This is a genomic window from Streptomyces wedmorensis, from assembly GCF_000716445.1.
Classification (GTDB): Bacteria; Actinomycetota; Actinomycetes; order Streptomycetales; family Streptomycetaceae; genus Streptomyces; species Streptomyces wedmorensis.
Genome location: NZ_JNWK01000062.1, coordinates 14,654 through 38,591 on the forward strand (window position 1 = coordinate 14,654; position 23,938 = coordinate 38,591).

Below are 23,938 nucleotides of genomic sequence, written 5' to 3' on the forward strand. Positions count from 1 at the left end.
CCGAACGCGGTGGGGCGCGTCCGGCGGTCGGGCGGGCGGCCGACGACCCCGTGTCGGCCCCGGATTGGTCCGGTGGGCCACGGGATGTGAACTGTGCATGCCAATATGGGCTGCCCGCACCATGCCTCCGACGCAAGGGGACGTAGTGAAGACACCGGCGTACGTCACCAGGGGCGCCCTCGCCCTCACCGGCGCCCTCGCCCTGCTCATCGCCCTTCCGACCAGCGCGCTCGCCGCCCCGCCCACCGCCCTGCCCGCCAACGCCGACGGCCTGGAGCAGACCTTCCAGCCGGCCTTCGACTACGACACGGACGGGTGCTACTCCACCCCCGCGATCGGGCCCGACGGAACGCTCAACGGCGGACTCAACCCGTCGGGCGCCCTCAACGGCCAGTGTCGCGACGCGTGGGACCTCACCAACACCAACGGCTACGCACGCTACAAGTGCAACAACGGCTGGTGCGCCATCCTCTACGGCCTGTACTTCGAGAAGGACCAGGCCGTGGCCGGCAGCGGCCTCGGCGGCCACCGCCACGACTGGGAACACGTCGTCGTGTGGGTGCAGAACAACCAGGCCCAGTACGTCTCCACCTCGGCCCACGGCGCCTTCGTGACCAACAGCAGGGACCGCATCCGCTGGGACGGCACCCACCCCAAGGTCGTCTACCACAAGGACGGCATCGGAACCCACTGCTTCCGGCCCGCCAACACCAACGACGAACCGCCCGAGAACCACCAGCACACCTGGCAGTACCCCAGCCTGGTCGGCTGGAACGGCTACTCCGCCGGCCTGCGCGACAAGCTGAGCCAGGCCGACTTCGGCAGCGCCGTCTTCGGCCTCAAGGACGGCAACTTCGCCGCCCACCTCGCCAAGGCCAAACCGTCCGGCATCGCCTTCGACCCGTACGCCTGACCACCGCTCGACCACTGATCACGAAGGGATGAACCTGCCGCGATGGCGCCCCGCCGGTCACGGCGGGACGCCACGCTGCTGACGTGCGCACAGAAGGCAACAGGGTGGTCCCGCCGCAGCGGACCGCCGCACAGGCAACCGGTACGGGCAAGGCCGTCACACCACCCGCACCCCACCGACGGCCCCCGTACCGGACCGACTCCGCCGAGGCGCGCCTCCGCTACTGGTTCGACACCGTCCTCACCCGCGGCACGCCCGCACTCGTCGGCTGGCTCGCCCTCGCCTGCCTCCTGCTCGTCGTCCCCGTCAGCGCCCTGCTGGTGTGGACCGACGACCACGCCCCCGCCTCCCTGAGCTCCCGCATCGCGGCGGTCTGGCGGAACACCGGACAGACCCTGCGCCTGGGCGGCGAGGTCGGCCCACCGCTGCGCGTCGCCCTCTCCGTCCTCCTCGCCCTCATCGCACTCCTGTACGTCTCCACCCTGGTCAGCCTCATCACCACCGGCATCACCGACAAGCTCATCGCCCTCAACCGCGGGCACTCCACCGTCCTGGAACGCGGCCACACCGTCGTACTCGGCTGGTCCGAGCAGATCCCCACCGTCATCACCGAACTGGTCACCGGTCAGGTCTCCGCGGCCCGCCGGAGCCGCGCCGTCGTCACGGTGCTCGCCGACCGGGTCAAGACCGCGATGGAGGAGGAGCTCCGCGCGGCCGTCGGCGGCACGGGCCGCACCCGGGTCATCTGCCGCACCGGCCGGCCGGCCGACCCCACCGCGCTCGCCCGCGTGAGCCCGGCGGCCGCCGAGTCCGTGCTCGTCCTGCCCCGGGACAGCCCCCGCGACGACGCCGAGACGGTCAAGACCCTGCTGTCCCTCACGGCCGCCGCCGGAGAGCACCACCCGGCGCGCGTCATCGCCGCCGTACGCGGCGACCGTCACCTCACCGCCGCCCGCCTCGCCGGCGGTCCCCGCGCCACCGTCCTGCACACGGACGACATCTCCGCGCGACTCCTCGCCCAGTACGCGCGCGCCCCCGGCCTCTCCCACGTCCACCAGGAACTGCTCGACTTCGCCGGCCACGAGTTCCACACCCTCCCCGCACCAGGACCGGCGGGCCTCACGTTCAAGAAGGCCTCCGCGAGATGCCCCGAGTCGTGCGGGGCCGGCCTGGTCCGCGGCGACGGGACCGTCCTGCTCAACCCGCCCGCCGACACCCGACTCGAACCCGGCGACCGTCTCGTCGTCGTCGCCGAGGACGACGACCCGACCCACCCCGCCGAGCCTCCGGTGCCGTACGACCCCACGGCCCTCGCGGTGGCGCCGCCCCCGGCGCCGACCCCTCCCGAGCGGTACCTCCTCCTGGGCTGGAACCGCCGGGCGCCCATGCTCGCGCACCGCCTGTCGCTGAGCACACCCCCCGGCACGACCCTCGACGTCGTCACCGAACCCACGGCGGCGACGCGCGCCGCCTTCCGCTCCGTCACCGACGCCGCGGGCCACCGCCTCACGCTCGTCCACCGCCCCGGCGACCCCACCCGGCCGGAGACGCCGGCCGCACGGGACCTCGCCTGCTACGACGCCGTCATCGTGCTCGGCCCCGACTCCCGCCGAGGTCACGAGGACCCGGACGACCGCACCCTCGTCACCCTCCTCCACCTCAGGGAGCTACAGCGCCGCGGCGGGCACCCCCTCCACGTGGTCGCCGAACTGACCGACGACCGCAGCCTCCTCATCGCACCGCGCACCGCGGCGACCGACTTCGTCGTCAACGGCAGGACCATCGGACTCCTGATGACCCAGATCTCCCAGAACCCCCACCGGGCCGCCGTGTTCGAGGAGCTCTTCGCCCCGGACGGCAACTCCGTCCACCTCCGCCCGGCCGCCCACTACGTCGCCACCGGCCGCCCCACCTCCTTCGCGACCGTCGTCGAATCCGCCGCGCGCCAGGGCGCCTGCGCCATCGGCTACCGCTCGCACGAGCACGCCGCGACCGCCCCGCACCACGGCGTACGCCTCAACCCCCCGAAGTCCCACGTCCGGCACTGGCACCCCGCCGACCAGGTCGCGGTCATCGCACCGGGCGACTGACCGGACGGAAGACGGCAACCTTTCCCACCGTGGCGGCGACTCACTCACGCCCGCCCCTCCGGGGCTGGGTCACCCCCCAACGGAAGGACCCACGACGTGAGCGAGAACCACAGCAGGGCGAGACACCGCCGCCGCGGAAAGGCACAGGTGATCGGCGTTCCGGCCGCCCTCGCCGCGGCCGGAGTCCTGGCGTACGGCACCGCCTTCGGAGTGTTCGGCGAGGACGCGCGCCCCGAGGCCACCGCCGCGGACGCGCCCGCGTGGGCACGGGCCGTCGCCGACGGGTTCGCCTCGGTCCACGCGCTCGGGCAGAACGGAACCTACGGCGGGCGGGACGGGGCCACCGTCACGGTACGGAACCTCGCCGACCTGGAGAAGTACGCGACCGCCCCGGAGCCGTACGTCATCGTCGTCGCCGGGACGATCACCGTGAACCCCGTCGGCAAGGAGATCAAGGTCGCCTCCGACAAGACGATCGTCGGCTCCGGCACGGCCGGCCACATCGTCGGCGGCGGCTTCTTCCTCGGGCCGGGCATCCACAACGTCATCATCAGGAACCTGACGATCAGGGACACCCACCAGGGCGTCTGGAACGACAAGGACCACGACTTCGACGCCGTCCAGATGGACGGCGCGCACCACGTGTGGATCGACCACAACGACCTGCGGAACATGGCCGACGGCCTCATCGACAGCCGCAAGGACACCACGTACGTCACCGTGTCCTGGAACAGGCTCGGCAACAACAACAAGACCTTCGGGATCGGCTGGACCGAGAACGTCACGGCCGACCTCACGATCCACCACAACTGGTTCCGGGAGACCGAGCAGCGCAACCCCTCCACCGACAACGCCGCCCACGCGCACCTCTACAACAACCTCCTCCAGGACGACGCCGGGACCGCCATCACCTCGGCCTACGGCAACTACGCCCGGGGGAAGACCCGGATGCTGCTGGAGAACAGCTACTTCCAGGGCGTGAACAACCCGGTCGTCAAGGACGCCGGCGCCGGCCTCGTCCAGCGCGGCAACCTCTTCTCCGGCACCACCGGCCGCAACGAGAGCGGCGGCACGGCCTTCGACCCGAGGACCTACTACCCGTACACCGCAGCCCCGGCGGCCGACGTGCCCGCCCTGGTCAAGTCCGGCGCCGGCCCCCGCACCACCATCGGCACGACGACCACGACGACCACGACCACCGCGGCCACGACCCTGACCGTCGCCAAGGACGGCAGCGGCCGGTACACGAGCGTGCAGAAGGCCGTCGACGCCGTCCCCGCGGGCAACACCTCCCGGGTCGTGATCCGCGTCGCGCCCGGCGTCTACCGCGAGACGGTGAAGGTCCCGGCGAACAAGCCCTACGTCACCATCGAAGGCACGGGCCGCAGCCGCAAGGACACCCTCATCGTCGAGGGACACGCCTCCGGTACGCCCAAGCCCGACGGCACGGGCACCTACGGCACCGGCGGCAGCGCCACCGTCGCGGTCGAGGCCGACGAGTTCCAGGCCCGCAACCTCAGCATCGCGAACGACTTCGACGAAGCGGCCAACCAGGCGCTGACCGGCCATCAGGCGGTGGCCCTGCGGACCGCCGCCGACCGGATCGTCCTCGACGGCCTCATCATCAGCGGTGACCAGGACACCCTCCTCCTCGACACCGCCGCCCGCGACAGGATCGGCCGCGTCCACCTCACCGACTCCTACGTCATCGGCAACGTCGACTTCGTCTTCGGCCGCGCCACGGCCGTCATCGACCGGTCCGTCCTCACCCTGAAGAAACGCTGGGACGGCTCCTCCGGCGGCTACCTCACCGCGCCCAGCACCGCCGCGGGCCGCAACGGCTTCCTCATCACCCGCTCCACCGTGAACGGTGACGTGGCCGCCGGCAGCTTCCACCTCGGCCGCCCCTGGCACGCCGGCGGCGACGCGACCCTCGACCCGCAGACCACCGTCCGCGACAGCGTCCTCGGCGCCGCCGTCAAGAGCACGCCGTGGACGGACATGGGCGGCTTCTCGTGGAAGGCCGACCGCTTCGCCGAGTACCGCAACACCGGCCCCGGCGCCGGACCGGCCGGCGCCGACCGCCCCCACCTCACCGCCGCCCAGGACACCGCCCACTGGCTCGGCGGCTGGACCCCCACGGCCGGCTGACGGCCCGGACGCGTCCGTCCCACCGGCACCGGACGCGTCCACGCCTCTCGACCCCCTACGCGCCGCCCTCCGGCTTGCGCGCCTCGATCAGCGTCCGCGCGGAGTGGGCCACGAACGGCCCCTCCGCGCGGATCAGCGCGTCCAGCTCGCGCAGCCGGGGCAGCTGCGCGTCGACCACGAAGCCCGGCACGATCCAGACGACCTTGCGCAGGAACCAGACGACGGCACCGATGTCGTGGAACTCCATCCGCAGCCGCTCGCTCCGCACGTCCACGACGTCGAGCCCGGCCTCCCGTGCCTCGGCCGCCTCGTCGTCGGGACGCCGGGCCCGGGCCGCCTCGGGCTGCGGCCCGAGGAAGTACTCGACCAGCTCCCACACACTCGACGGCCCGATGTGCTGGGCCAGATACGTGCCGCCCGGCCGCAGGACGCGGGCGATCTCTGACCACCACACGGTGACCGGATGCCGACTGGTGACGAGGTCGAACGCGGCGTCGCCGAAGGGCAGCGGCGGCTCGTCGGCATCGGCGACGACGACCACCCCACGCGGATGGAGCCGCCGGGTGGCACGGGCCACGTTCGGCGGCCACGACTCGGTCGCCGCCATCGTCGGCGGGAGCACCGGCACGCCGCCCAGGACCTCGCCGCCGCCCGTCTGCAGATCCAGTCCCGCCGAGGCGGTCGCGAGCCGCTCGCCGAGCAGCCGCTGGTAACCCCAGGACGGGCGCTGCTCCGTCGCCCGCCCTTCGAGCCAGGAGAAGTCCCAGCCGTCGACCGACGCCTCGGAGGCCTCCGCCACGAGTTCTTCGAAAGAGCGTGTCATCCCCTCATGATCGGCGAGGCGACGATCCCGGGCGAGCGGATTAAGCCCCCTTCACAGGACGGGCCCTAACGCTCCACCCGCGCCTCCCGTTCCGCGTCCCACCTGCCCACGACGCCCGGGAGCTCGACCCGGGACCGGATGCCGAGCCGGACGAAGACGCCCCGCAGGTGGTGATCGACCGTGCGGGGGCTGAGGGAGAGGTGGTCGGCGACCTCCTGGTTCGTGGCCCCGCGCGCGACCAGGCGGGCGATGCGCTGCTGTTGCGGCGTCAGCTCGCGCGGAGCCGCGGCAGCCGCGGAGGCACCGGCGGACGCGCCGCCCGTCGCGCGGAGTTCGGAGCGCGCGTGCTCGGCCCAGCCGCCCGCCGCGGCCCGCTCGAAGGTGACGAGCGCGTCGCGCAGCGGACCGCGCGCCGCCCCCGGACGCCGACGGCGCCTCAGCCAGGTGCCGTAGGCGAGGAGGGTACGGGCGCGCTCGAAGTCGTTGCCGCAGCCGTCGTGACGGCGCACGGCCTCGCCGAACCAGTAGCCCGGCCCCTCGCCGTCCGACAGCAGCGCTCGGCAGCGCGCCAGCTGGGCCGGCGCAGGACCGTCGACGCCCAGCGCCGCCCACGCGCCGTACTCGTCGGCCGCTTCCCTGGCCTCGGCGGTCCGGCCGGCCGCGACGGCCGCCTCCACGAAACACGGCACGGCCAGCATCCGCAGCGCGAAGTGGCCGCCACGGGGACCGGGCCGCACGAGCGGCACCAGCCGCGCGGCGGCCTGGGCGGCAAGACCCCGGCCCAGCTCGGCACGGGCCAGCGCCCACTCGGCGAGGGTCGCCGCCTGGACGAGCCCGTGCGGACCGGCCGTCGCGAGCGCCCGCCCGGCGTGTTCCGACACCGCGGATCCGTCGCCCGACACGGAGGCCACCAGGGCCAGGACGGCGTGCTGATGGGCGGCCACGTTGTGCTGGCCCGTCGCCTCCGCAGCCCGCAGCCCCTCGCGTGCGGTGCGCTCGGCCCTGCTGTGCCGGCCGGCCCGGAGTTCGGCGTACGCGAGCTGTTCGAGGGCGCGCGGCAGCAGGGCCGTACGGCGTTCGGCCCGCGCCCGGGCGAGCGCGCGGGCATGGACCCGGGCCGCCGCCGCGGTGTCGCCGAGGACCAGCGCGGCCGAACCCGCCCGCAGCAGCAGCCGGGCGTCGTCCGCGGCGCCGTCCCGCGCGACCACCCGCGCCAGCGTCGTACGAGCCTCGTCGAGCCGTACGGTCAGGGCGGCGCTCAGCCCCTCGGCGAAGTCCCGCTCCGCGCCCGGCACCTCCTCCCCGCCGTCGAGTGCCGCCAGACACCCGGCGACGTCGCCGCCGGCCCACGCCGCTTCCATCGCCAGGAACCGGGCGTCGGACGCCTCCACCGGCGCCCGGCCCCGCAGCAGCTCCGCCGCCTGCAGCAGCGCCTCGTGCGCGTCCATCACCGGCCCCCCGGCCAGCGCCGCCAGACCGCGCACCAACTGGGCGCGGCCCCGGACGAGCGGAGACAGCGAGCGCACGGCCGCGGACGGCCCCAGACGGTCGGCGCGATGACCGGCGCCGCGCGCGAGCGCCGTCCGCGAGGCCGAGCCGGTTGCCGTGGGGGCCGTCTCCGGTGCGGCGCCGGCCGTCGCGAGGTTCGGACTGTCAGGTGCGGGCGCGGTGCTCGTGACAGCGCCGGGCACGACCGGGGCGGCCTCGGGTGCGGCGGCGCCCGCCACAGGCGGTGCGGCGGCGTTCCCGGCCCGCGGCGTCGTATCGGGAGCCTCCCGTGGCCGGGTCGGCCACGTCGGTCGGGCCGAGGCGAGCGCGGCGCGCCCGAGGAACGCGTCATGGAAGCCGAGCACCCCGTCCCTGCGGCACAGCAGGCCGTCCGCGACCAGCCCTTCCAGCGGATCCACGGACGTGCGCGCGCCCCGGCCTCCGGTGGGGAAGGCCCCGGCACCGCCACCCCGTCCGTACGTCCCGGCGCTCGCGCCGCCGACCTCGGTGCGGCCCGCCAGGGCCAGCACGGCGACCGTGGCGAGCAGCCGGCGCGAGGCCGAGGGAAGCCGGTCGAGGAGCCCTCCGTACACCTCGGCGAGGACGGCGTCGTCGACCGCGGGCCGCGGCAGGGGAGCGATGCCTGTCAGCTGAGCCGCGCTCAGGCGGCGTACCGCCGCGGCCAGGACACCGGGGTGCCCCGCCGCCTCGTCGAGCAACCGGTCCACGACCGGCGGCGTCGGCGCGGGCGCCGGGCACAGGTCACCGAGAAGGGCCCGCGCACCGGCCGTCGTCAGCCTGCCCAGCCGGACCGTCTCCGCCCCCGGCACCCCGGGGAACCGGTGGTGACGTGCGGCCGAGACCAGCCATCCCACCGGCGACGGCCGACGCGACCCGGTGCCCGGGGCTTCCCGCCAGGTCGCGGCGAGCGCGGTCCGGGAATGCGCGTCCCAGAGGTGGAGGTCGTCGACGCAGATCAGCACGGGGCGGGGCCTTCCGGCGGGGGAGCGGCCGGCGGCGCCGAGGCGTACGGCCTCGCCACCGGTCCCGTCGCGCAGGGCGGCCTCGCCACCGGTCCCGTCGCGCAGGGCGGCCGCGGCACCGGTTCCGTCGCGCAGGGCGGCCGCGGCCGCGGGCTCGGCCTCGGCCTCCGCGACGAGGGCGGCGACGGCCGGTCCGAACCCGCCCTCGTCCCGCGCGCGCCGAAGCGCCCGGCGACCTGCCGCAGGAGTCGGTGCGAGGGCGGTGAACAGCGCGCGGGCCGCGCTCCACGGCCCACGGTGGCCCGGCGCGGCGACCCGGTACGCCGTGCCGGGAAAGTCGTGCGCCGCCCGGGCCAGCAGGCTGGTGCGCCCCTCGCCGGGGCTGCCGGTGACGAACAGGACGCCACCGGATCCGGCGGCGGCACGGGCCGACAGGCGGGCCACGGCGGCCAGTTCGGCCGCGCGGTCGTACAGCCGCGCTCCGGGTGCGGCGGCTTGCGTCGCTCCGCTCACGGCGGTCACGTTACCGACCCGTACGGGTCGGCGGAAGGCTCCCGGGCCTGGGCGGTGGCCCAGACCCGGGAACCGCGCTCTGTGACGGTGCACAGAGCGTCAGGAGCCGAGCGGGCAGGTGCCCCGGTACTCGTCGATCGTGAGACCCGGCCGCGGCAGCGGGCAGAGGAACTGCTCATAGCGGGTGTCGTCGTCGATGAAGCGCTTCAGCCAGGACAGGCTGTACTTCGCGATCGTGGTGTTCGACGAGTTCGGGGTGAAGTGCGTCGCGCCGTTGAGCTCCAGGTACGCCTTGTCGAGCGAGGCGGGCAGGCTCTCGTAGAACGGCTCGGAGTGGGTGGCGACCGGTGCGATCGTGTCCCCGTCGGCGCCGATGACGAGGGTGGGCGTCGTGATCTCGGGCCAGGTCTTGTCCGTGTTCCACGCGGTGAGCGGCACGGCGGCCTTCAGCGACGGCCGGCTCTTGGCCGCTTCGAGGGTCCCGCCGCCGCCCATGGAGTGGCCCATCACGCCGAGCCGGTTCGCGTCGACGCGCCCCCGCACGGAGCTGCGCTGGGTCAGGTAGTCGAGCGCGGACAGGAGTTGCCGCCCGCGGCTGTCGGGCTGGTCGAGCGTCGTGAGAGTGTCGATGGTGAACACCACGAACCCCTGCGAGGCGAGCCGGGGCCCCAGCCACGCGATCGACGACTGGTACGCGGTGAACCCCGGCGAGATCACCACCGCGCCGAAGGTGCCGTCGCTCGTGGACGTCGGGTAGTAGATCGTGCCGCCGCCGAAACCGCTGACGGCCAGCGAGGAGACGCTGGTCTCCGCGACGGCGTACGAGCCGCGCAGCGCCTCCACGCTCGCCTCGGTCGGCGCGGGACCGCGCTCGTACGGATTGCCGGCGGCGGCCGGGGAACCGTCGGCGGCCTGGACGCCGGGAGCGAGCAGCAGGGTGAGACAGGCGGCGGCCACGGCCGCGCCGATGTGTCGTGTCACGACGGAGTCGTCCTCTCGTGTCGTGGGGCGGGCACCGTCCGAACCTCCGGACGGCGACCGCGCCGTGAACTGGCCCGGCCACTGTCCGGGCGGCACGGCACGAAGGCATCGGCAGAACCACCGGCGTTCGCCGCCGGGACGGGCTCGTCGCCTTACCCGACCCGGAGCGGGATGTGATCATGAAGTGGTCGGCCCCGTATCCCCGTTCACGCTTTGGAGAGATCCCCGATGGCAGCATCCCTGCGCGTCCTCATCAACGGCGGAGGCATCGGCGGGCTCGCGCTCGCCACCGCCCTGGCCCGGCGCGGCCACACCGTGGAGGTCGCCGAGATCCGCGCCGAACCGTCCGCGCTCGGCGTCGGCATCATCCAGCCGTCGAACGCCCTGCACGTCATGCGCGAACTCGGAGTGCTCGACCGGTGCCTCGCGGCGGGATTCCCCTGGGAGTTCCTGACGATCGCCGACCCCGCGGGGAACACCCTGGCCCGGATACCGCAGCCGCGGATGGACGACGTCCCGCCGAGCAACGGGATACCGCGGCCCGCGCTCGCCGCGATCCTCGCCGACGCCGCCGTCGCGGCGGGCGCGCGGGTGCGCTACGCCTCCACCGTCTCCGCGCTCGAAGACGACGGCGCGGGCGTCACCGTCAGGCTCTCCGACGGCACCACCGCACGCTGGGACCTGGTCGTCGGCTTCGACGGCATCGGATCCCCGCTGCGCGGCCACCTCTACGGGGACCGCTACGCGCCCGCGTACACCGGCTTCGCCAACTGGCGGGTCACCGTGCCGCGCCACCCCGGAGTCCAGGGCGTGGTGATGGCCACGGCGGGGCGGGAGGCGAAGGCGCTCCTCACCCCGATCACGGACGAACTCATGTACCTGGGAGCCGTGTTCGCCGAGACCGAGGACTTCCGTCCGGACCCGGAGCGTGCGCACGAGGAGCTCGCGAAGCGGCTCGGCGTCTTCTCCGGACCCGTCGCGGAAGCGCTCGCCGCCGTCACCGACCCGGCGGCCGTGGTGTACTCCCGCATCTCCCAGGTCACGGTGGACGAGCCGTGGCACGTGGGCCGGGTCGTCCTGGCCGGCGACGCGGCCCACGCCTCCACCCCGCACCTCGCCCAGGGTGCGGCGATGGCCGTCGAGGACGCGCTCGTGCTCGCCGAGTCCCTGGACGCCGCCCCCTCGGTGCCCGCCGCCCTGGAGGCCTGGGAGGCCCGCCGCAGGCCCCGGGTGATGTGGGTGCAGGCCATGTCCCACGCGGTCCTCAAGCAGGAGATGGGCGCACCGACCACCGCCGAGGAAGACGCCCTCCTGGAGATCGGCGTCCCCGGCGCGGCACACGTGCTGGCGAAGCCGTACTGAATACCCGGCACGAAGCCGAAGCCGAAGCCGAGGCCGAAGCAGAAGGAGAAGCCGGCGTCGGGGCGTGCCGGCCGCCCCGACCCGGCGCCGCTACGGTGGCGCCGTGGACAAGGACGGACGACGGCGTCACGCCTCCTCGTTCGGTGCGGCGGCGGTCGCGTACGCCGGGCACCGGCCGGACTACGCGGCGGCCGCGGTGCGCTGGGCACTCGACGGCGCGGCCCCGTGCTTCGGCTCGCCCGAGCAGGCCGAGTTCCCGCACGGGCAGCGTCGTACCGCCGACTCCCTCGTCGCCGCGCTCGCGACGCGCGTGGTCTCCTGGTCATGCCGCAGGCCGACCAGGAGACCACGCTGAGCAGGATCCGGACGTTCCTCGCAGGTGAACCGGCCACCGCTCGTGGCGAGTTCACCTTCCCCGTGCTGACTGCCGCGCTGCGCGTACGGCGGCTGTGAGGCGGCGCGCCGGCGGGAGCGCCGCCGTCACCCCTTAGGGGCCGGGGGACCGGACCCGCCGTGTCAGGCCGGGTTCTTCACGTCGGCCAGGTAGGTCGAGGCGCCGACGCAGTCGCGCAGCTCGTAGCGGGGCGCGACCGTACCGGTCCAGCGCAGGAAGCCGGACGCGCCGGTCGCCGCGCTCATGTCCATGAACCGGCACCCCTCGTAGAGGACCTTGCCGTACGTGGTCGCGGAGGCGCCCGTCTTCACCTGGTGCGAGCCCATCAGCGCGCAGTCGACGTAGCGCACCATCGGGCCGCGCGAGCCGTTCGCCTCGAAGTCGTACACGTGCGTGACGGCGTTCGGAGCCCACGACTTGAAGCTGTGCGCGGTGTCGTCACACGACACGAAGGTGACGTTGCCCTTGTACCACTGGGAGTCGATCACCTTGTGGCCCGTGCCGCGCAGCTCGAACCGGATGCCCTGCGCGTACAGGCGCATGACGGAGTCGGCCCGGGTGCCGGCGTCGGGGGTGAGCTGGAAGAAGGTGCCGGTCGAGGCGGTGTCGGTGAGGATGTAGGAGCCGCCGGTGAAGTTCATGGAGCCGCCCCGGGTGTTCTTCACGAACACGCCCGACTGGTACTCCACCTTGCAGTCGCGGAACCAGTAGTTGAGGAACTGGTCCTGCTGGCTCGCCGACGGGGTCATGCCGATGACGAGGAACGCGTCGGAGTAGGAACCGCCGACCTGGCAGTGGTCCCAGCCCATCTCGCTGTTCAGGTTGGACGTCGTGGCCGGCCCGTCCAGACCGATGCCGCGCTTCCAGCTGCCGCGCCACTCCACGTCCGTGTACCAGGTGTCCTGGACGCCGTACGTGGCCGACGAGTAGGCGTAACAGAAGCTCGACGTGGCGTTGTTGCTGGTGAAGGTCAGCCCGGAGATCCGGATGTTCTTGTACCGCTGGTAGTTCGTCCACAGCGTCGTGTCGTCGGCCGTCGGCGCGTACACGATCCGCGACAGGCGCTTGCCGTACCCGGTGATCGACAGCCCGTCGACGATCCCGCCGTTGCCCTCGCCGTTGACGTTCGGCAGCAGGGAGTCGGGCTGCGTCAGCAGGTACGTGCCCGGCGGAATGACCAGGACCTTCTTCGGGACGGCGCCCGAGATCGGATCCGGCTGGAACGAGGCGAGCACCTCGGCGGCGGCCGCCCGGAAGGCGGCGTCGCTGGCCGTGGCGCCCGTCGGGTCCGCGCCCTTGCTGATGACGTCCACGCTGTACGGGTCGTCACCGCCGCCGGCCGCGTGCGCGGTCCCGCCGCCGGCCACCACGGCCCCCGCCGCCATGCCCGCACCGGCCGTCGCCATCCCGCGTATGACGGAACGGCGGTCCATGCTTCCGGTCATTGCTTGCCCCCAAAAGTAATGATCATGTGAAAGACATGCCATCCGACCACGACTCCCGCGACGACGCAAGATCACTTTCCCGCTCGATGCCGCCGCTCCGGGAAGACCGTAGGAAACTCGATGGCGCCCCCGTGTCCCCTGGACGATCATGCAAGGCATGAGCGACGAACCCGCACGCTGGACCCAGGCGACCGTGTACCCCGACATGTGGGCCGACCCCGACGACGACCCCCGCAACAGGGACAGCAGCAGCCCGGACGGCGAACGGGCCACGCTCCGCGATTTCCTGACGGACTATCGGATCACCCTGCGGATGAAGTGCGAGGGCCTCGACGCGGAGCAGTTGGCCCGCCGGTCCGTCCCGCCGTCGACGATGTCCCTGCTCGGTCTCCTCCGCCACCTCGCCGAGGTGGAGCGCGACTGGCGCAACTGGATCAGCGACGGCGAGCCGCTGCCGAAGCTGTACGGCGCACGCGACGCCGACTTCCACGGCGCCGTCGCCGACCAGTCCGTGGTCGACGCCGCCTACGCAGACCTCGAGCGCGAGCAGGCCGCCATGGACGTTGCCCTGGCGGGCTTTCCGGACCTGGGCGAACGCGTGGGCAAGGACGAGATGGCGATACGCGAGCTGATGGTCCACATGATCGACGAGTACGCCCGCCACTGCGGACACGCCGACCTGCTCCGCGAATGCGTCGACGGCCGCGTGGGCCAGTAGGAACCCCGTCGGGCGGCCTGCCCGTACCTGCCGGGCGGGTTCCTGGTCCAAGGACCCCGGCCGGCTCCGTCCACCCTTCGGGCCTGTTCACTCGTCATGGTGGACCCGGGCCCTGCCACCTCCGGTGCGCCGGGAGAGTCGGGCAGCGTGGGCCCCATGCAGCCCCGTCGCATCACGCTCGCCCTCATCGCCGTGCTTCTCACCAGCGGATGTGTGGCCGTTCCGCGCCCTACCGCACCGGCCCCGCCGTCCCGGACCGCCCACCTGGCGCCGGACGCCGAGCGTGCCCCCGCGCCGATTCCGACCTGGCCGGCGCCGACACCGGCCGCCGCCCGTGAGGCCCTGACCGAGACCGACACCGCCCCGCGGCAGGCGGACCGGCCGGCCGGTCCGCCTCCCCGTCCGGCGGCGCCGGCCGTCGAGCGGGCGACGGGAACGGGGGCCGGCCGGTCACCGGCTCGCGGCACGGTCCCGAAGCACCCGCGCGGCTCGGTGAGGAAACCCGGGAAGCCCGCCGCCGAGACGCGGGCCGTCACGCCCCGGGCACCGAAGCGGAACCGCGCGGTTTCCCCGCGCCCGCAGCAGCAGCCGACGGGCCTCCCCTCCGAGATGCGCCGGCTGTGCCGTCAGGCCGAGGGAATCCAGGCACCCATGGGCGCGGCCGACCTCTGCCGCGGGATGTACGGCCGGTGACCTCGCGGACGCCCGGCCGCTGACGTCGCGGACGGCTGTGGGGAAGGGGGGCCACGCCTACGGCCCGGACGCTCCCCGGCCCCGGCCCCGGCCCCGGGCACGGGCACGGGCGCCTGCGCGAACCGGGTCAGTCGTCGAGGGCGTCCATGACCTTGCCCAGGTCGACGAACTTGAAGCCGGTCGCGGGCCGGTCGCCGTCGCCGGGGGAGTCGTGACCGTCCTGGACGACGAGGAGGCCGCGGGGGTAGCGGGAGCCGAGGGGCGCGTTCAGTGCCGCGGCGCCGTCGCACTCCTCGGAACCGTCGAGGACGCCGCCCGCCGGGGTGATCCGGAAGCCGCCCTCGTACTCGTTGTCGTCCTCCCGCTCCCGGTCGTACGCGGCGAAGGTGTCGTCGCCCTGGCTCGAGGCCAGCAGGTACCCGTCGCCGTCGGTCTCGGTGACCAGGGCCAGGCCCTCGACGTCGGCGCTGATCCGGGTGCCGCCGAAGCCGGGGTCGGTGCCCGCGGCGCACTCCTCGGTCTGCTCGTCGTAGGTTCCGGGAACGCCGTACTCGCGCACCTTGTCGACGAGTTCGGGCTCACCGGTGAGGTCGGCGCGCAGACGCCAGATGCCGACGTCCTCCTGACCCGCGTACAGGGTGCCGTCGGCGGGGTCGACGACCATGCCCTCGACCTGCGGCAGTTCGCCGGGCTCGGCGCACGGAGACCACGACGTGCCGTTCGGCAGACGGAACGCGGACGGCAGGTCCAGGGTGCGGATCTTGCGGTACGTGACCTTCCCGCCCGCCGCCGGGAGCAGTTCGAGGAGGGCGATGCTCGTGCGCTCGCGCCGGCTCACCAGGGCGTACGAGCGGCCGCTCGCCGGGTCGGTCCAGGTCGCGAGGCCGTAGGCGGTCCGCTGCTCGTCGACCTCGTCCTGGTCCTGGGAGAAGACGGCCGGCGCGGCGGGGTCGGTGACGTCGCCCAGCGGGCCCCCGGCACGGTCCCGGTCGATGCGGTAGAAGCGCAGGCGGTCGTGGCCGCGGTCGCTGGTGACGGCCAGGTCGGCCCGCCCGGAGGTCAGCCGCATGTCGTGGACGAGGTCCACGTTGTTGAAGCGTCCGGGCGCGCCACCCTCCCGCGCCGCGGGCGGTGCGGCTATCGCCTGCACCGGGCGCGCGTCCAGGTCGTAGACCCTCAGCCCGCCCTCCTTGGCGGTCGCGATGACCAGACTCCGGCCCGGGGCGGCCGCGTTGCGCCAGATCGCCGGGTCGTCCGCGTCCGCGTTCCCGCCCGCCTCGTCGTCGTGCAGGACGGGGGTCTCCGCCCGGGGCGTCACGGCGGGCAGCGCGTGCCCGAGGGCACGGGGCTGGGCCTGGGCGGGGACGGCGAGCGCCAGTGCCACCAGGGCGGCCGCCGCGGCCGGTACGAGCGGACGGAGCGTTCGGTGGGTCGTCATGCGGGATCTCCTCGGCAGAGGGACGGGTCAGGCATGACAGTGCTGGTCGCGTGTGTACCGACGGAGGCCGGGGGATGACGAGTTACCCCGCGGTAAGCAGTACGGCCGGTGAACCGGCGGGGACGGCGGCGTGCGCTCAGGCCGTGCTCAGTGTCCGCCGAAGTGCCAGGACCGGATGTCCTGGTAGCGGATCGGTCCCGGACCGCGGCCGTAGTTGCTGCCGACGAGGTGGAGGCGTTCGGTCGGCCATCGGCGACCCGTGAAGCCGGACAGTCCCTCGGCTGCCTCCGTCACGCTGGTGGGGTCGTCGCGGCGGGCGCGGGCCAGCGTGAGGTGGGGGCGCAGGGGCCGGTCCTCGAAGGGGATCCCGCACTCCTTGACCACGGCGCGCACGCCGGTGGCGAGCCGGTGCAGCGCGTCGAGCTCTCCGTCGATGCCGCTCCACAGCACCCGCTCGTCGAAGTGCCCGCCGCCGCGCAGCGACAGTTCGACCGGGCGGTGCGACGCCGCGAGTGCCGCCAGTGGCGCCTGGAGCAGCGGAACGGTCGCGACCGGGAGCTCCCCGAGGAACGCGAGGGTGATGTGCCAGTCCTCGATGCGGTTCCACCGCATCCGGGGGTAGGCGTCGTAGGCGGGGCGCAGCGCCCGTGCCAGCTCGTCCTTCGCCTCGTCGGGCGGGGCGAGGGCGATGAACACGCGCACGGTCGACGCCCGGGGGTCCTCGTCCGTGCGAAGGCCTGTGTCGAGGTCCGTGTCGAGGTCCGTGTGGAGGTCCGGGCGACGGTCCGTGTCGCTCCCCGGCAGATCGGTCATCGTCCGTTCCCTACTCGCGGTGCCGCCGGCACCTGGTGCGGTGCGCCGTGACGAGGCGAGCGTATGCGGTGCCCGGAAGGCGCCGTGCGCCGGGGCGCGCGTCGGCCGGCCGACGGAGCCGGCCGGCCGACGCGCGAGGTGCGGGCGTGAGGGGCCTCACCGCCCGCGACGCCCTCAGGCGATGTCGAACCGGTCCAGGTTCATGACCTTGTCCCACGCCGACACGAAGTCCTTCACGAACTTCTCCTTCGCGTCGTCGCTCGCGTAGACCTCGGCCACCGCGCGGAGCTCGCTGTTCGAGCCGAACACGAGGTCGGCGCGGGTGCCGGTCCACTTGACCGCGCCCGTGGCGGCGTCACGGCCCTCGAAGGTGTTCTCGTCCTCGGAGGTGGACTTCCACTCCGTACCCAGGTCGAGCAGGTTGACGAAGAAGTCGTTCGTCAGCCGGCCGGGGGTCTCGGTGAGGACACCGAGCGAGGACTGCTGCCGCGTCACGCCCAGGGCACGCAGACCGCCGACGAGGACCGTCAGCTCGGGGGCGCTCAGGGTGAGCAGGTTCGCCCGGTCGATGAGCAGGTACTCGGCCGGGAGGCGCGTGCCCTTGCCCAGGTAGTTGCGGAAGCCGTCCGCGGCCGGCTCGAGGGCGGCGAAGGACTCGACGTCCGTCTGCTCCTGCGTGGCGTCCACGCGGCCCGGCGTGAACGGCACCTCGATGTCGTGGCCGGCCTCGGCGGCCGCCTTCTCGACCGCCGCGACGCCCGCGAGGACGACGAGGTCGGCGAGGGAGACCTGCTTGCCGCCGTTCTGCTCGGCGTTGAACGACTTCTGGACGCCCTCCAGGACGCGCAGCACCTGCGCCAGCTCGTCCGGGTTGTTGACCGTCCAGTTGCGCTGCGGCTCCAGGCGGATGCGGCCGCCGTTGGCGCCGCCGCGCTTGTCGCTGCCCCGGAAGGAGCTCGCGGCGGCCCAGGCGGCGGACACCAGCTGGGTGACCGTGAGGTCCGAGGCGAGGATGCTCCGCTTGAGGGAGGTGATGTCCGCGGCGTCGACGAGTTCGTACGAGCGCGCCGGCAGCGGGTCCTGCCAGAGGAGTTCCTCGGACGGGACCTCCGGGCCGAGGTAGCGCGCGACCGGCCCCATGTCGCGGTGGGTGAGCTTGTACCAGGCGCGGGCGAACGCGTCCGCGAACTCCGCGGGGTTCTCGTAGAAGCGCCGCGAGATCTGCTCGTAGACCGGGTCGAAGCGCAGCGACAGGTCGGTGGTGAGCATCGTCGGGAGGTGCTTCACGGCCGGGTCGTACGCGTCGGGGATGATCGCCTCGGCGTTCTTCGCGACCCACTGGTGGGCGCCCGCCGGGCTCTTGCTCAGCTCGTACTCGTACTCGAACAGGTTCTTGAAGAACCCGTTGCCCCACTGGGTCGGCGTGGTGGTCCACGTGACCTCGAGGCCGCTGGTGATCGCGTCCGGGCCCTTGCCGCTGCGGTAGGTGCTCTTCCAGCCGAAGCCCTGCTGCTCCAGCGGCGCGGCCTCCGGGTCCGCGCCCACGTGGTCCGCCGGGCCGGCGCCGTGGGTCTTGCCGAAGGTGTGACCGCCCGCGATCAGGGCGACCGTCTCCTCGTCGTTCATCGCCATCCGGCGGAACGTCTCGCGGATGTCGCGGGCCGCGGCGATCGGGTCGGGGGTGCCGTTCGGGCCCTCGGGGTTGACGTAGATGAGGCCCATCTGGACCGCGCCGAGCGGGTTCTCCAGCTCGCGGTCGCCGGTGTAGCGCTCGTCGCCGAGCCAGGTGGTCTCCGGGCCCCAGTAGACGTCCTCGTCGGGCTCCCACACGTCCGCGCGGCCGCCCGCGAAGCCGAAGGTCTCGAAGCCCATCGACTCCAGGGCCACGTTGCCGGTGAGGATCATGAGGTCGGCCCAGGAGAGGTTGCGGCCGTACTTCTTCTTGACCGGCCACAGCAGACGGCGGGCCTTGTCCAGGTTGCCGTTGTCCGGCCAGCTGTTCAGCGGTGCGAAGCGCTGCTGGCCGGCGCCGGCGCCGCCGCGGCCGTCGCTGATGCGGTACGTGCCGGCGCTGTGCCAGGCCATCCGGATCATGAACGGGCCGTAGTGGCCGAAGTCGGCGGGCCACCAGTCCTGCGAGGTGGTCAGGACCTCCTCGATGTCCCGCTTCACGGCGGGGAGGTCGAGGCTCTCGAAAGCACTGGCGTAGTCGAACTCCTCGCCCAGCGGGTTGGCCACGGCTGGGTTCTTCGCGAGGATCTTCAGGTTGAGCCGGTTCGGCCACCACTGGCTGTTGCCGCCGCCCTGGGTCGGATGGGCGGCGCGCTCGTGCGCGACCGGGCAGCCGCCCCCGCCCTCCGCCTTGGCGTCTACGACGATCGCGTCGTGGTTCTCAGCGTTCTCAGACATCGGAATCCTTCCGGACCAGCCGCGGCCTCGTCGACGCGGGACCGGTCATAGGGGTGGGACCAGTCGTATGGCGAGACACGGGGGGACGGCCCGTCGCGCGGGCGGGGGCCACTCCGTGGGATCGGTCCTTCACTCTCTCCGTCTCCCGCCGCGCTGGAGTCTTCCTGTCCCTTGGCCATCAACAAAACCGATCCTACGATGGACGTAGTCCAAGTCAAGAACCACGCCAAACGACTGTCCGAGAGCCGACGAGCCGAAGAGGTGAGCCGACGTGAACGACCTGCTGGAGCGACTGCGCGCGCGGGGATGGCGGATGACGTCCCAGCGGCGTGTCGTCGCCGAGGTCCTGGCCGGCGACCACGTGCACCTCACCGCGGACGAGGTCCACGCGCGCGCGGTGGCGCGCCTGCCGGAGATCGCGCGGGCGACCGTCTACAACACGCTCGGCGAACTGGTGGCGCTCGGCGAGGTCGTCGAACTCTCCACCGACGGCCGCGCGAAGCGCTACGACCCGAACGCGCACCGCCCGCACCAGCACCTGGTCTGCTCCGGCTGCGGGATCATCCGGGACGTCCATCCCACGGGGGACCCGCTGGACGTCCTCCCGCCCGCCGAGCGCTTCGGCTTCACCGTCTCGAAGGCCGACGTGACGTACCGGGGGCTGTGCCCGGCCTGCGTCTGACCCGCCGGGGCACACGCGGAGGAGCCCCTCCACCGGCGACGGTGAAGGGGCTCCTCTGTCCGCGTGCCGCGGCCGGTGGCCGCAGGCGACTACTTCAGGGCCGCGAGGGCCGCGTCGTAGCTGGGCTCCTCGGCGATCTCGCCGACCAGCTCCGCGTGCAGGACCTGGTCGTTCTCGTCGAGGACGACGACGGCGCGGGCGGTGAGGCCGGCCAGCGGGCCGTCCGCGATCTCCACGCCGTAGTTGGTGTGGAACTCGCGGCCGCGGAGGGTCGACAGGTTCTTCACGTTCTCGAGACCCTCGGCGCCGCAGAAGCGAGCCTGGGCGAAGGGCAGGTCGGCGGAGATGCAGAGGACGACCGTGTTCTCCAGCTCGCCGGCCTTCGCGTTGAACGCGCGGACCGAGGAGGCGCACGTCGGCGTGTCGACGCTCGGGAAGATGTTGAGGACCTTGCGCAGGCCGGCGTAGTCCTTCAGCGACTTGTCCGCCAGACCCTCGGCGACGAGCGTGAAGTCGGGGGCCTGGCTGCCGGGCAGCGGCAGGGCGCCGTTGACCTGAACCGGGTTGCCCTTCAGCGTGACCTGGGCCATGGAGATCTCCTTCGGACGGTGTAAACGGCAACGTGGGGTATCGGGGGAATCGTACGGCGTACGGACCTGCGGAAACGAAACGGGCACCACCAGAGAGTCACGACCCCGCACGGAGAGCCCCCGGCACCGGGTCCTGCAAGGGTTGCCGCAACTCTTGACGGCCCTTTAATTCACTCCTTAAATCATGTGCGCAATGAAGTGGCTCGACCTGTCCCCACGCCCCCACGGAAGTGAGAGTCATGCCCTCCTCCCGCTCACGCCTGCGCCCGCTGACCACGGCGGTCACCGCCCTGGCCCTCGCCCTGGCCGTCGCGGCGCTCGGCCCCGGCCCCGCCGGGGCAGGCGGTCCCGCCGAGGCCACCGCGCCCGCGGCCGGGGCCGCCGCCGTCACCTTCTCCGACGACTTCGACGGACCGGCCGGCTCCGCCGTGGACGGCACCCGGTGGCAGATCGAGACGGGCGACAACGTCGACAACCACGAGCGGCAGTACTACACGGCCGGCAACCGCAACGCCGCGCTCGACGGCCAGGGCCACCTGGTGATCACCGCGCGCAAGGAGAACCCGGGCAACTACGCCTGCTGGTACGGCCGGTGCGAGTACACCTCCGCGCGGCTGAACACCGCAGGCCGGTTCACCACCCGGTACGGACACGTCGAGGCCCGCATGAAGGTGCCGCGCGGCCAGGGCATGTGGCCCGCGTTCTGGATGCTCGGCGACGACATCGGCCAGGTCGGCTGGCCGGCGTCGGGTGAGATCGACGTCATGGAGAACGTCGGCTTCGAACCCTCCACGGTCCACGGCACCCTCCACGGCCCCGGCTACTCGGGCTCCGGCGGCATCGGCGCCGCGTACACCCTCCCCGGCGGACAGGCCTTCGCCGACGCCTTCCACACCTTCGCCGTGGACTGGTCGCCGGGCCGGATCACCTGGACCGTGGACGGCGCGGTCTACCAGACCCGTACCCCCAGCGACCTGGGCGGACGGACCTGGGCCTTCGACAAGCCGTTCTTCCTCATCCTCAACCTGGCCGTCGGCGGCTACTGGCCCGGCGACCCGGACGGCTCCACCGCCTTCCCCCGGCAGCTCGTCGTCGACCACGTCCGCGTCACCACCGCCGACGGTCCCGTCACCGCCGGCCCGATCACCGGCATCGGCGGCAAGTGCGTGGACGTCGCCGGCGCGAACACCGCGAACGGCACCCCTGTCCAGCTCTACGACTGCAACGGCACCCCCGCCCAGCAGTGGACCCTCGCGTCCGACGGCACGATCCGCGCCCTCGGCAAGTGCCTCGACGTCACCTCCGCGGGAACCGCCGACGGCACCCTCGTCCAACTCTGGGACTGCAACGGCACGGAAGCCCAGCGCTGGACCGCCGACACCGCCCGCGACATCGTCAACCCGCGGTCCGGCAAGTGCCTCGACGCCACCGGCAACAGCTCCGCCAACGGCACCCGCCTGCAGATCTGGACCTGCGGTGGCGGCGCCAACCAGAAGTGGACAGTGACTCGCTGAACTCGCTGAACTCGCTGGACTCGCCGACTCGGTGACCCGCTGACTCCGCCCCCTCCCGTCGGCGGTGCGCGACGGCCCTTCCGCCTCACACCCGGTGGGTCGTACGGCTCGCACCGAAGCGGGACGGCGGGAGGCCGAAGGCGCGGGTGAAGGCGGCGGTGAAGGCGGCGGGGGAGGAGTAGCCGAGACGGGCGGCGACCTCGGTCACGGACGCGGTACGGAGGAGGGGGACGGCGGCGAGGAGACGGGCGCGGGCCCGCCAGACGGCGGGGCTCTCGCCGGTCTCCGCGCGGAAGCGCCGGGTGAAGGCCCGCTCGCTGAGGGCGGTACGGGCCGCCCAGTCGGTGTTGGTGACGCCGGCGTCGGGCGAGTCGAGGTACGCGCGGCACAGGGCCGCGAGGTCGTCGGAGGCCGGGATGTCGACGTGGAAGGGCAGCGGGGCGCGCGCGGCGATCTCGTGCAGGAGTAGGGTGGTGACGGCCCCCTCCCGCCCGGCGACGCTGTAGTCGACAGGGAACTCGGCCGCGGAGAGCAGCAGTTCACGCAGGAGCGGCGGCACGTCCACCACCGTGCAGCGGGTCGGCCACCACGGAACGGCGCCGGGTTCCACGTAAAGGCTGCGGGTGCTCACGCCCAGCATCCGCACGCGGTGGAGGGTGGCGGGCGGGATGAGCACGGCCCGCTCGGGCGGCACGGTCCAGGTGCCGTCGGCGGTGTCGACGACCATCACGCCGGTGGCCCCGTACAGGAACTGGGCGCGCCGGTGCTCGTGCCAGTCGAGGACGTGGCCGGCCGGGTAGTCGGTGCCGATCGGCAGGACGGCCCGGTCGACGTGGTCGACGTCGTCCAGGGGGATGTTCTTCACCGGCCCCACCGTAGTGGCCGAGACGCGAAGGAACAGCGCCGACCATCGCATGCGGGCCATGGTGGTGAACTGATGGGCTTGACCCATGGACATGGACTTGCTGGTGCTGACGGCGATCGGGCTCCTCACCGGAGCGACGACCGTGCTGTTCGGATTCGGCGGCGGCTTCGTCGCCGTCCCGGTCGTGGTGTGGGCGGACACCGCCCTCGGTACGGACGCGATCCGCGTGGCCACGGCCACCTCGGCCCTGGTGATGGTGGTGAGCGCGGCCTTCGCCACGGCCGTCACCCCCCGGAGGGTCCTCCTCGCCCTGCGCGGCACCGGCCCCCTCCTCGCCCTCCTCGCGGCCGGTGCCTGCCTCGGCGCCTGCGCCACCCGCCTCGCCCCGCCGGCCCTCGCCCGCTGGGCCTTCGTCGCCTACGTCGCCGCCACTGCCCTCGACCTCCTGCTCCGCCCCGGCTTCCTCCGCCCCTCGCCCCCTGCCGAACCGGCACGGGGGGCCACCGCGACGCGCCCCGAGCCGGTCCCGGGGGCCACCGCGACGCGCCCCGAACCGGGCCGCCCGGCGGGCACCGCGACACGAGCCGAGCGCGCGCAAGGGAGTGCCCGTCGACCGCTGCCCGCCACCGCGGGGCTCCCCATCGGCGCGGTCGCGGCCTTCCTCGGGGTGGGAGGCAGCGTCATGACCGTCCCCGCACTGCGCAGGGCGGGGCACCCCATGGGGCTGGCGACCGCCCTGGCCAACCCCCTCACGCTCGCCATCGCGCTCCCGGCCGTCCTGGTCTCGCTCGCCGGTTCCCCGCCCCTCGCCGCCACGACGGCGCACAGCGACCTCGTGGGTCTCGTCGACCCCTACGCCGCCGCGGCCCTGCTCCTCGGCGCGCTCCCGGTCATCGCCCTGCTCCGCCGCCGCCCGCCCCGCATCCCGGACCGCGCGCACGCCTGGTCGTACATCGCCCTGCTCGCCGTCGTGGCGCTCGCGATGCTGCTGCCGGAGCTGACGCCCGACACCGGTGTCACCGGCTGACCGAGCCTCGTCCAGGGGGCGTTGTCAGTGCCGTGAGCAAGGATGA

Annotated in this window: 19 protein-coding genes; 10 read left to right on the forward strand and 9 right to left on the reverse strand. The window is 73.4% G+C overall.

Features of this window, described 5'->3' with window-relative positions; translation table 11 throughout:
• Window positions 1-121: 121 nt before the first annotated feature.
• The 3 genes from OO54_RS34155 (at window position 122) to OO54_RS34165 (ending at window position 5,154) form a co-directional block, all read left to right on the forward strand.
• The gene (locus OO54_RS34155; RefSeq protein ID WP_106970151.1) at window positions 122-913 is read left to right on the forward strand and encodes an NPP1 family protein; all 792 of its coding nucleotides are present in this window, start codon (window positions 122-124) and stop codon (window positions 911-913) included.
• A gap of 83 nt (window positions 914-996) precedes the next feature.
• Window positions 997-3,003 (forward strand): CASTOR/POLLUX-related putative ion channel, encoded by a 2,007-nt coding sequence (locus OO54_RS34160; RefSeq protein WP_234439561.1) that lies wholly within the window; start codon window positions 997-999, stop codon window positions 3,001-3,003.
• Window positions 3,004-3,099: 96 nt separating this feature from the next.
• Complete coding sequence (locus OO54_RS34165) at window positions 3,100-5,154, forward strand: pectinesterase family protein (protein WP_033210308.1); 2,055 nt, start codon at window positions 3,100-3,102, stop codon at window positions 5,152-5,154.
• 55 nt (window positions 5,155-5,209) lie between these two features.
• On the opposite strand, the gene OO54_RS34170 is transcribed toward OO54_RS34165, so the two are convergent.
• The 3 genes from OO54_RS34170 to bdeA form a co-directional block, all read right to left on the reverse strand.
• Complete coding sequence (locus OO54_RS34170) at window positions 5,210-5,977, reverse strand: class I SAM-dependent methyltransferase (RefSeq protein ID WP_033210309.1); 768 nt, start codon at window positions 5,975-5,977, stop codon at window positions 5,210-5,212.
• 65 nt (window positions 5,978-6,042) lie between these two features.
• Window positions 6,043-8,961 (reverse strand): helix-turn-helix transcriptional regulator, encoded by a 2,919-nt coding sequence (locus tag OO54_RS34175; RefSeq protein ID WP_063738361.1) that lies wholly within the window; start codon window positions 8,959-8,961, stop codon window positions 6,043-6,045.
• A 99-nt stretch (window positions 8,962-9,060) separates the two neighbouring features.
• On the reverse strand, window positions 9,061-9,942 hold the full coding sequence (gene bdeA, locus OO54_RS34180) for a bis(hydroxyethyl) terephthalate hydrolase (protein ID WP_033210310.1): 882 nt from the start codon (window positions 9,940-9,942) through the stop codon (window positions 9,061-9,063).
• A gap of 228 nt (window positions 9,943-10,170) precedes the next feature.
• Between bdeA and OO54_RS34185 the strand changes: the two genes are divergently transcribed.
• Both OO54_RS34185 and OO54_RS42645 read left to right on the forward strand, forming a co-directional pair.
• Window positions 10,171-11,304 carry an FAD-dependent monooxygenase gene (locus tag OO54_RS34185; protein WP_033210312.1) on the forward strand — a complete coding sequence of 378 codons (1,134 nt, stop codon included), beginning with the start codon at window positions 10,171-10,173 and terminating at the stop codon, window positions 11,302-11,304.
• Window positions 11,305-11,407: 103 nt separating this feature from the next.
• Window positions 11,408-11,659, forward strand: a complete 252-nt coding sequence (locus OO54_RS42645; protein WP_234439562.1) for a hypothetical protein — start codon at window positions 11,408-11,410, stop codon at window positions 11,657-11,659.
• A 161-nt stretch (window positions 11,660-11,820) separates the two neighbouring features.
• Here the strand turns inward: OO54_RS42645 and OO54_RS34195 are convergent, their stop codons facing one another.
• The gene (locus OO54_RS34195; RefSeq protein WP_234439563.1) at window positions 11,821-13,131 is read right to left on the reverse strand and encodes a hypothetical protein; all 1,311 of its coding nucleotides are present in this window, start codon (window positions 13,129-13,131) and stop codon (window positions 11,821-11,823) included.
• A gap of 160 nt (window positions 13,132-13,291) precedes the next feature.
• Between OO54_RS34195 and OO54_RS34200 the strand changes: the two genes are divergently transcribed.
• Both OO54_RS34200 and OO54_RS34205 read left to right on the forward strand, forming a co-directional pair.
• Window positions 13,292-13,861: a DinB family protein gene (locus tag OO54_RS34200; protein ID WP_033210315.1), complete on the forward strand. Its 570-nt coding sequence runs from the start codon at window positions 13,292-13,294 to the stop codon at window positions 13,859-13,861.
• A gap of 156 nt (window positions 13,862-14,017) precedes the next feature.
• Window positions 14,018-14,554 carry a hypothetical protein gene (locus OO54_RS34205; protein WP_033210316.1) on the forward strand — a complete coding sequence of 179 codons (537 nt, stop codon included), beginning with the start codon at window positions 14,018-14,020 and terminating at the stop codon, window positions 14,552-14,554.
• Between the two features lie 127 nt (window positions 14,555-14,681).
• On the opposite strand, the gene OO54_RS34210 is transcribed toward OO54_RS34205, so the two are convergent.
• The 3 genes from OO54_RS34210 to katG form a co-directional block, all read right to left on the reverse strand.
• A complete protein-coding gene (locus OO54_RS34210) occupies window positions 14,682-15,992 on the reverse strand; it encodes a phytase (protein ID WP_033210318.1) in 1,311 nt (436 codons plus the stop codon).
• A 147-nt stretch (window positions 15,993-16,139) separates the two neighbouring features.
• Window positions 16,140-16,805, reverse strand: coding sequence for an RNA 2',3'-cyclic phosphodiesterase (thpR, locus tag OO54_RS34215; protein WP_078905488.1), 666 nt, complete (start codon window positions 16,803-16,805; stop codon window positions 16,140-16,142).
• A gap of 174 nt (window positions 16,806-16,979) precedes the next feature.
• A complete protein-coding gene (gene katG / locus OO54_RS34220) occupies window positions 16,980-19,214 on the reverse strand; it encodes a catalase/peroxidase HPI (protein WP_033210319.1) in 2,235 nt (744 codons plus the stop codon).
• A 271-nt stretch (window positions 19,215-19,485) separates the two neighbouring features.
• Here katG and OO54_RS34225 point away from each other — a divergent pair, with 271 nt between their 5' ends.
• The gene (locus OO54_RS34225) at window positions 19,486-19,896 is read left to right on the forward strand and encodes a Fur family transcriptional regulator (protein WP_033210321.1); all 411 of its coding nucleotides are present in this window, start codon (window positions 19,486-19,488) and stop codon (window positions 19,894-19,896) included.
• An 89-nt stretch (window positions 19,897-19,985) separates the two neighbouring features.
• On the opposite strand, the gene tpx is transcribed toward OO54_RS34225, so the two are convergent.
• Window positions 19,986-20,486 carry a thiol peroxidase gene (gene tpx, locus OO54_RS34230; RefSeq protein WP_033210323.1) on the reverse strand — a complete coding sequence of 167 codons (501 nt, stop codon included), beginning with the start codon at window positions 20,484-20,486 and terminating at the stop codon, window positions 19,986-19,988.
• Between the two features lie 239 nt (window positions 20,487-20,725).
• Here tpx and OO54_RS34235 point away from each other — a divergent pair, with 239 nt between their 5' ends.
• Window positions 20,726-22,000 (forward strand): glycoside hydrolase family 16 protein, encoded by a 1,275-nt coding sequence (locus OO54_RS34235; RefSeq protein ID WP_033210326.1) that lies wholly within the window; start codon window positions 20,726-20,728, stop codon window positions 21,998-22,000.
• A gap of 85 nt (window positions 22,001-22,085) precedes the next feature.
• On the opposite strand, the gene OO54_RS34240 is transcribed toward OO54_RS34235, so the two are convergent.
• The gene (locus OO54_RS34240) at window positions 22,086-22,865 is read right to left on the reverse strand and encodes an AraC family transcriptional regulator (protein ID WP_033210328.1); all 780 of its coding nucleotides are present in this window, start codon (window positions 22,863-22,865) and stop codon (window positions 22,086-22,088) included.
• Window positions 22,866-22,956: 91 nt separating this feature from the next.
• Between OO54_RS34240 and OO54_RS41895 the strand changes: the two genes are divergently transcribed.
• Window positions 22,957-23,892 (forward strand): TSUP family transporter, encoded by a 936-nt coding sequence (locus OO54_RS41895; RefSeq protein ID WP_051787505.1) that lies wholly within the window; start codon window positions 22,957-22,959, stop codon window positions 23,890-23,892.
• Window positions 23,893-23,938 lie beyond the last annotated feature (46 nt).

What these genes read in the sequence shown, in the direction of transcription:
- OO54_RS34205 (WP_033210316.1), top strand. Translation starts at nt 14,018, where the DNA reads ATGCAGCCCCGTCGCATCACGCTCGCCCTCATCGCCGTGCTTCTCACC.
- OO54_RS34235 (WP_033210326.1), top strand. Translation starts at nt 20,726, where the DNA reads ATGCCCTCCTCCCGCTCACGCCTGCGCCCGCTGACCACGGCGGTCACC.
- OO54_RS34195 (WP_234439563.1), bottom strand. Translation starts at nt 13,131, where the DNA reads ATGGACCGCCGTTCCGTCATACGCGGGATGGCGACGGCCGGTGCGGGC.
- OO54_RS34200 (WP_033210315.1), top strand. Translation starts at nt 13,292, where the DNA reads ATGCAAGGCATGAGCGACGAACCCGCACGCTGGACCCAGGCGACCGTG.
- OO54_RS41895 (WP_051787505.1), top strand. Translation starts at nt 22,957, where the DNA reads ATGGACTTGCTGGTGCTGACGGCGATCGGGCTCCTCACCGGAGCGACG.
- thpR (WP_078905488.1), bottom strand. Translation starts at nt 16,805, where the DNA reads ATGACCGATCTGCCGGGGAGCGACACGGACCGTCGCCCGGACCTCCAC.
- OO54_RS34155 (WP_106970151.1), top strand. Translation starts at nt 122, where the DNA reads ATGCCTCCGACGCAAGGGGACGTAGTGAAGACACCGGCGTACGTCACC.
- OO54_RS34170 (WP_033210309.1), bottom strand. Translation starts at nt 5,977, where the DNA reads ATGACACGCTCTTTCGAAGAACTCGTGGCGGAGGCCTCCGAGGCGTCG.
- OO54_RS34185 (WP_033210312.1), top strand. Translation starts at nt 10,171, where the DNA reads ATGGCAGCATCCCTGCGCGTCCTCATCAACGGCGGAGGCATCGGCGGG.
- OO54_RS34210 (WP_033210318.1), bottom strand. Translation starts at nt 15,992, where the DNA reads ATGACGACCCACCGAACGCTCCGTCCGCTCGTACCGGCCGCGGCGGCC.
- katG (WP_033210319.1), bottom strand. Translation starts at nt 19,214, where the DNA reads ATGTCTGAGAACGCTGAGAACCACGACGCGATCGTCGTAGACGCCAAG.
- tpx (WP_033210323.1), bottom strand. Translation starts at nt 20,486, where the DNA reads ATGGCCCAGGTCACGCTGAAGGGCAACCCGGTTCAGGTCAACGGCGCC.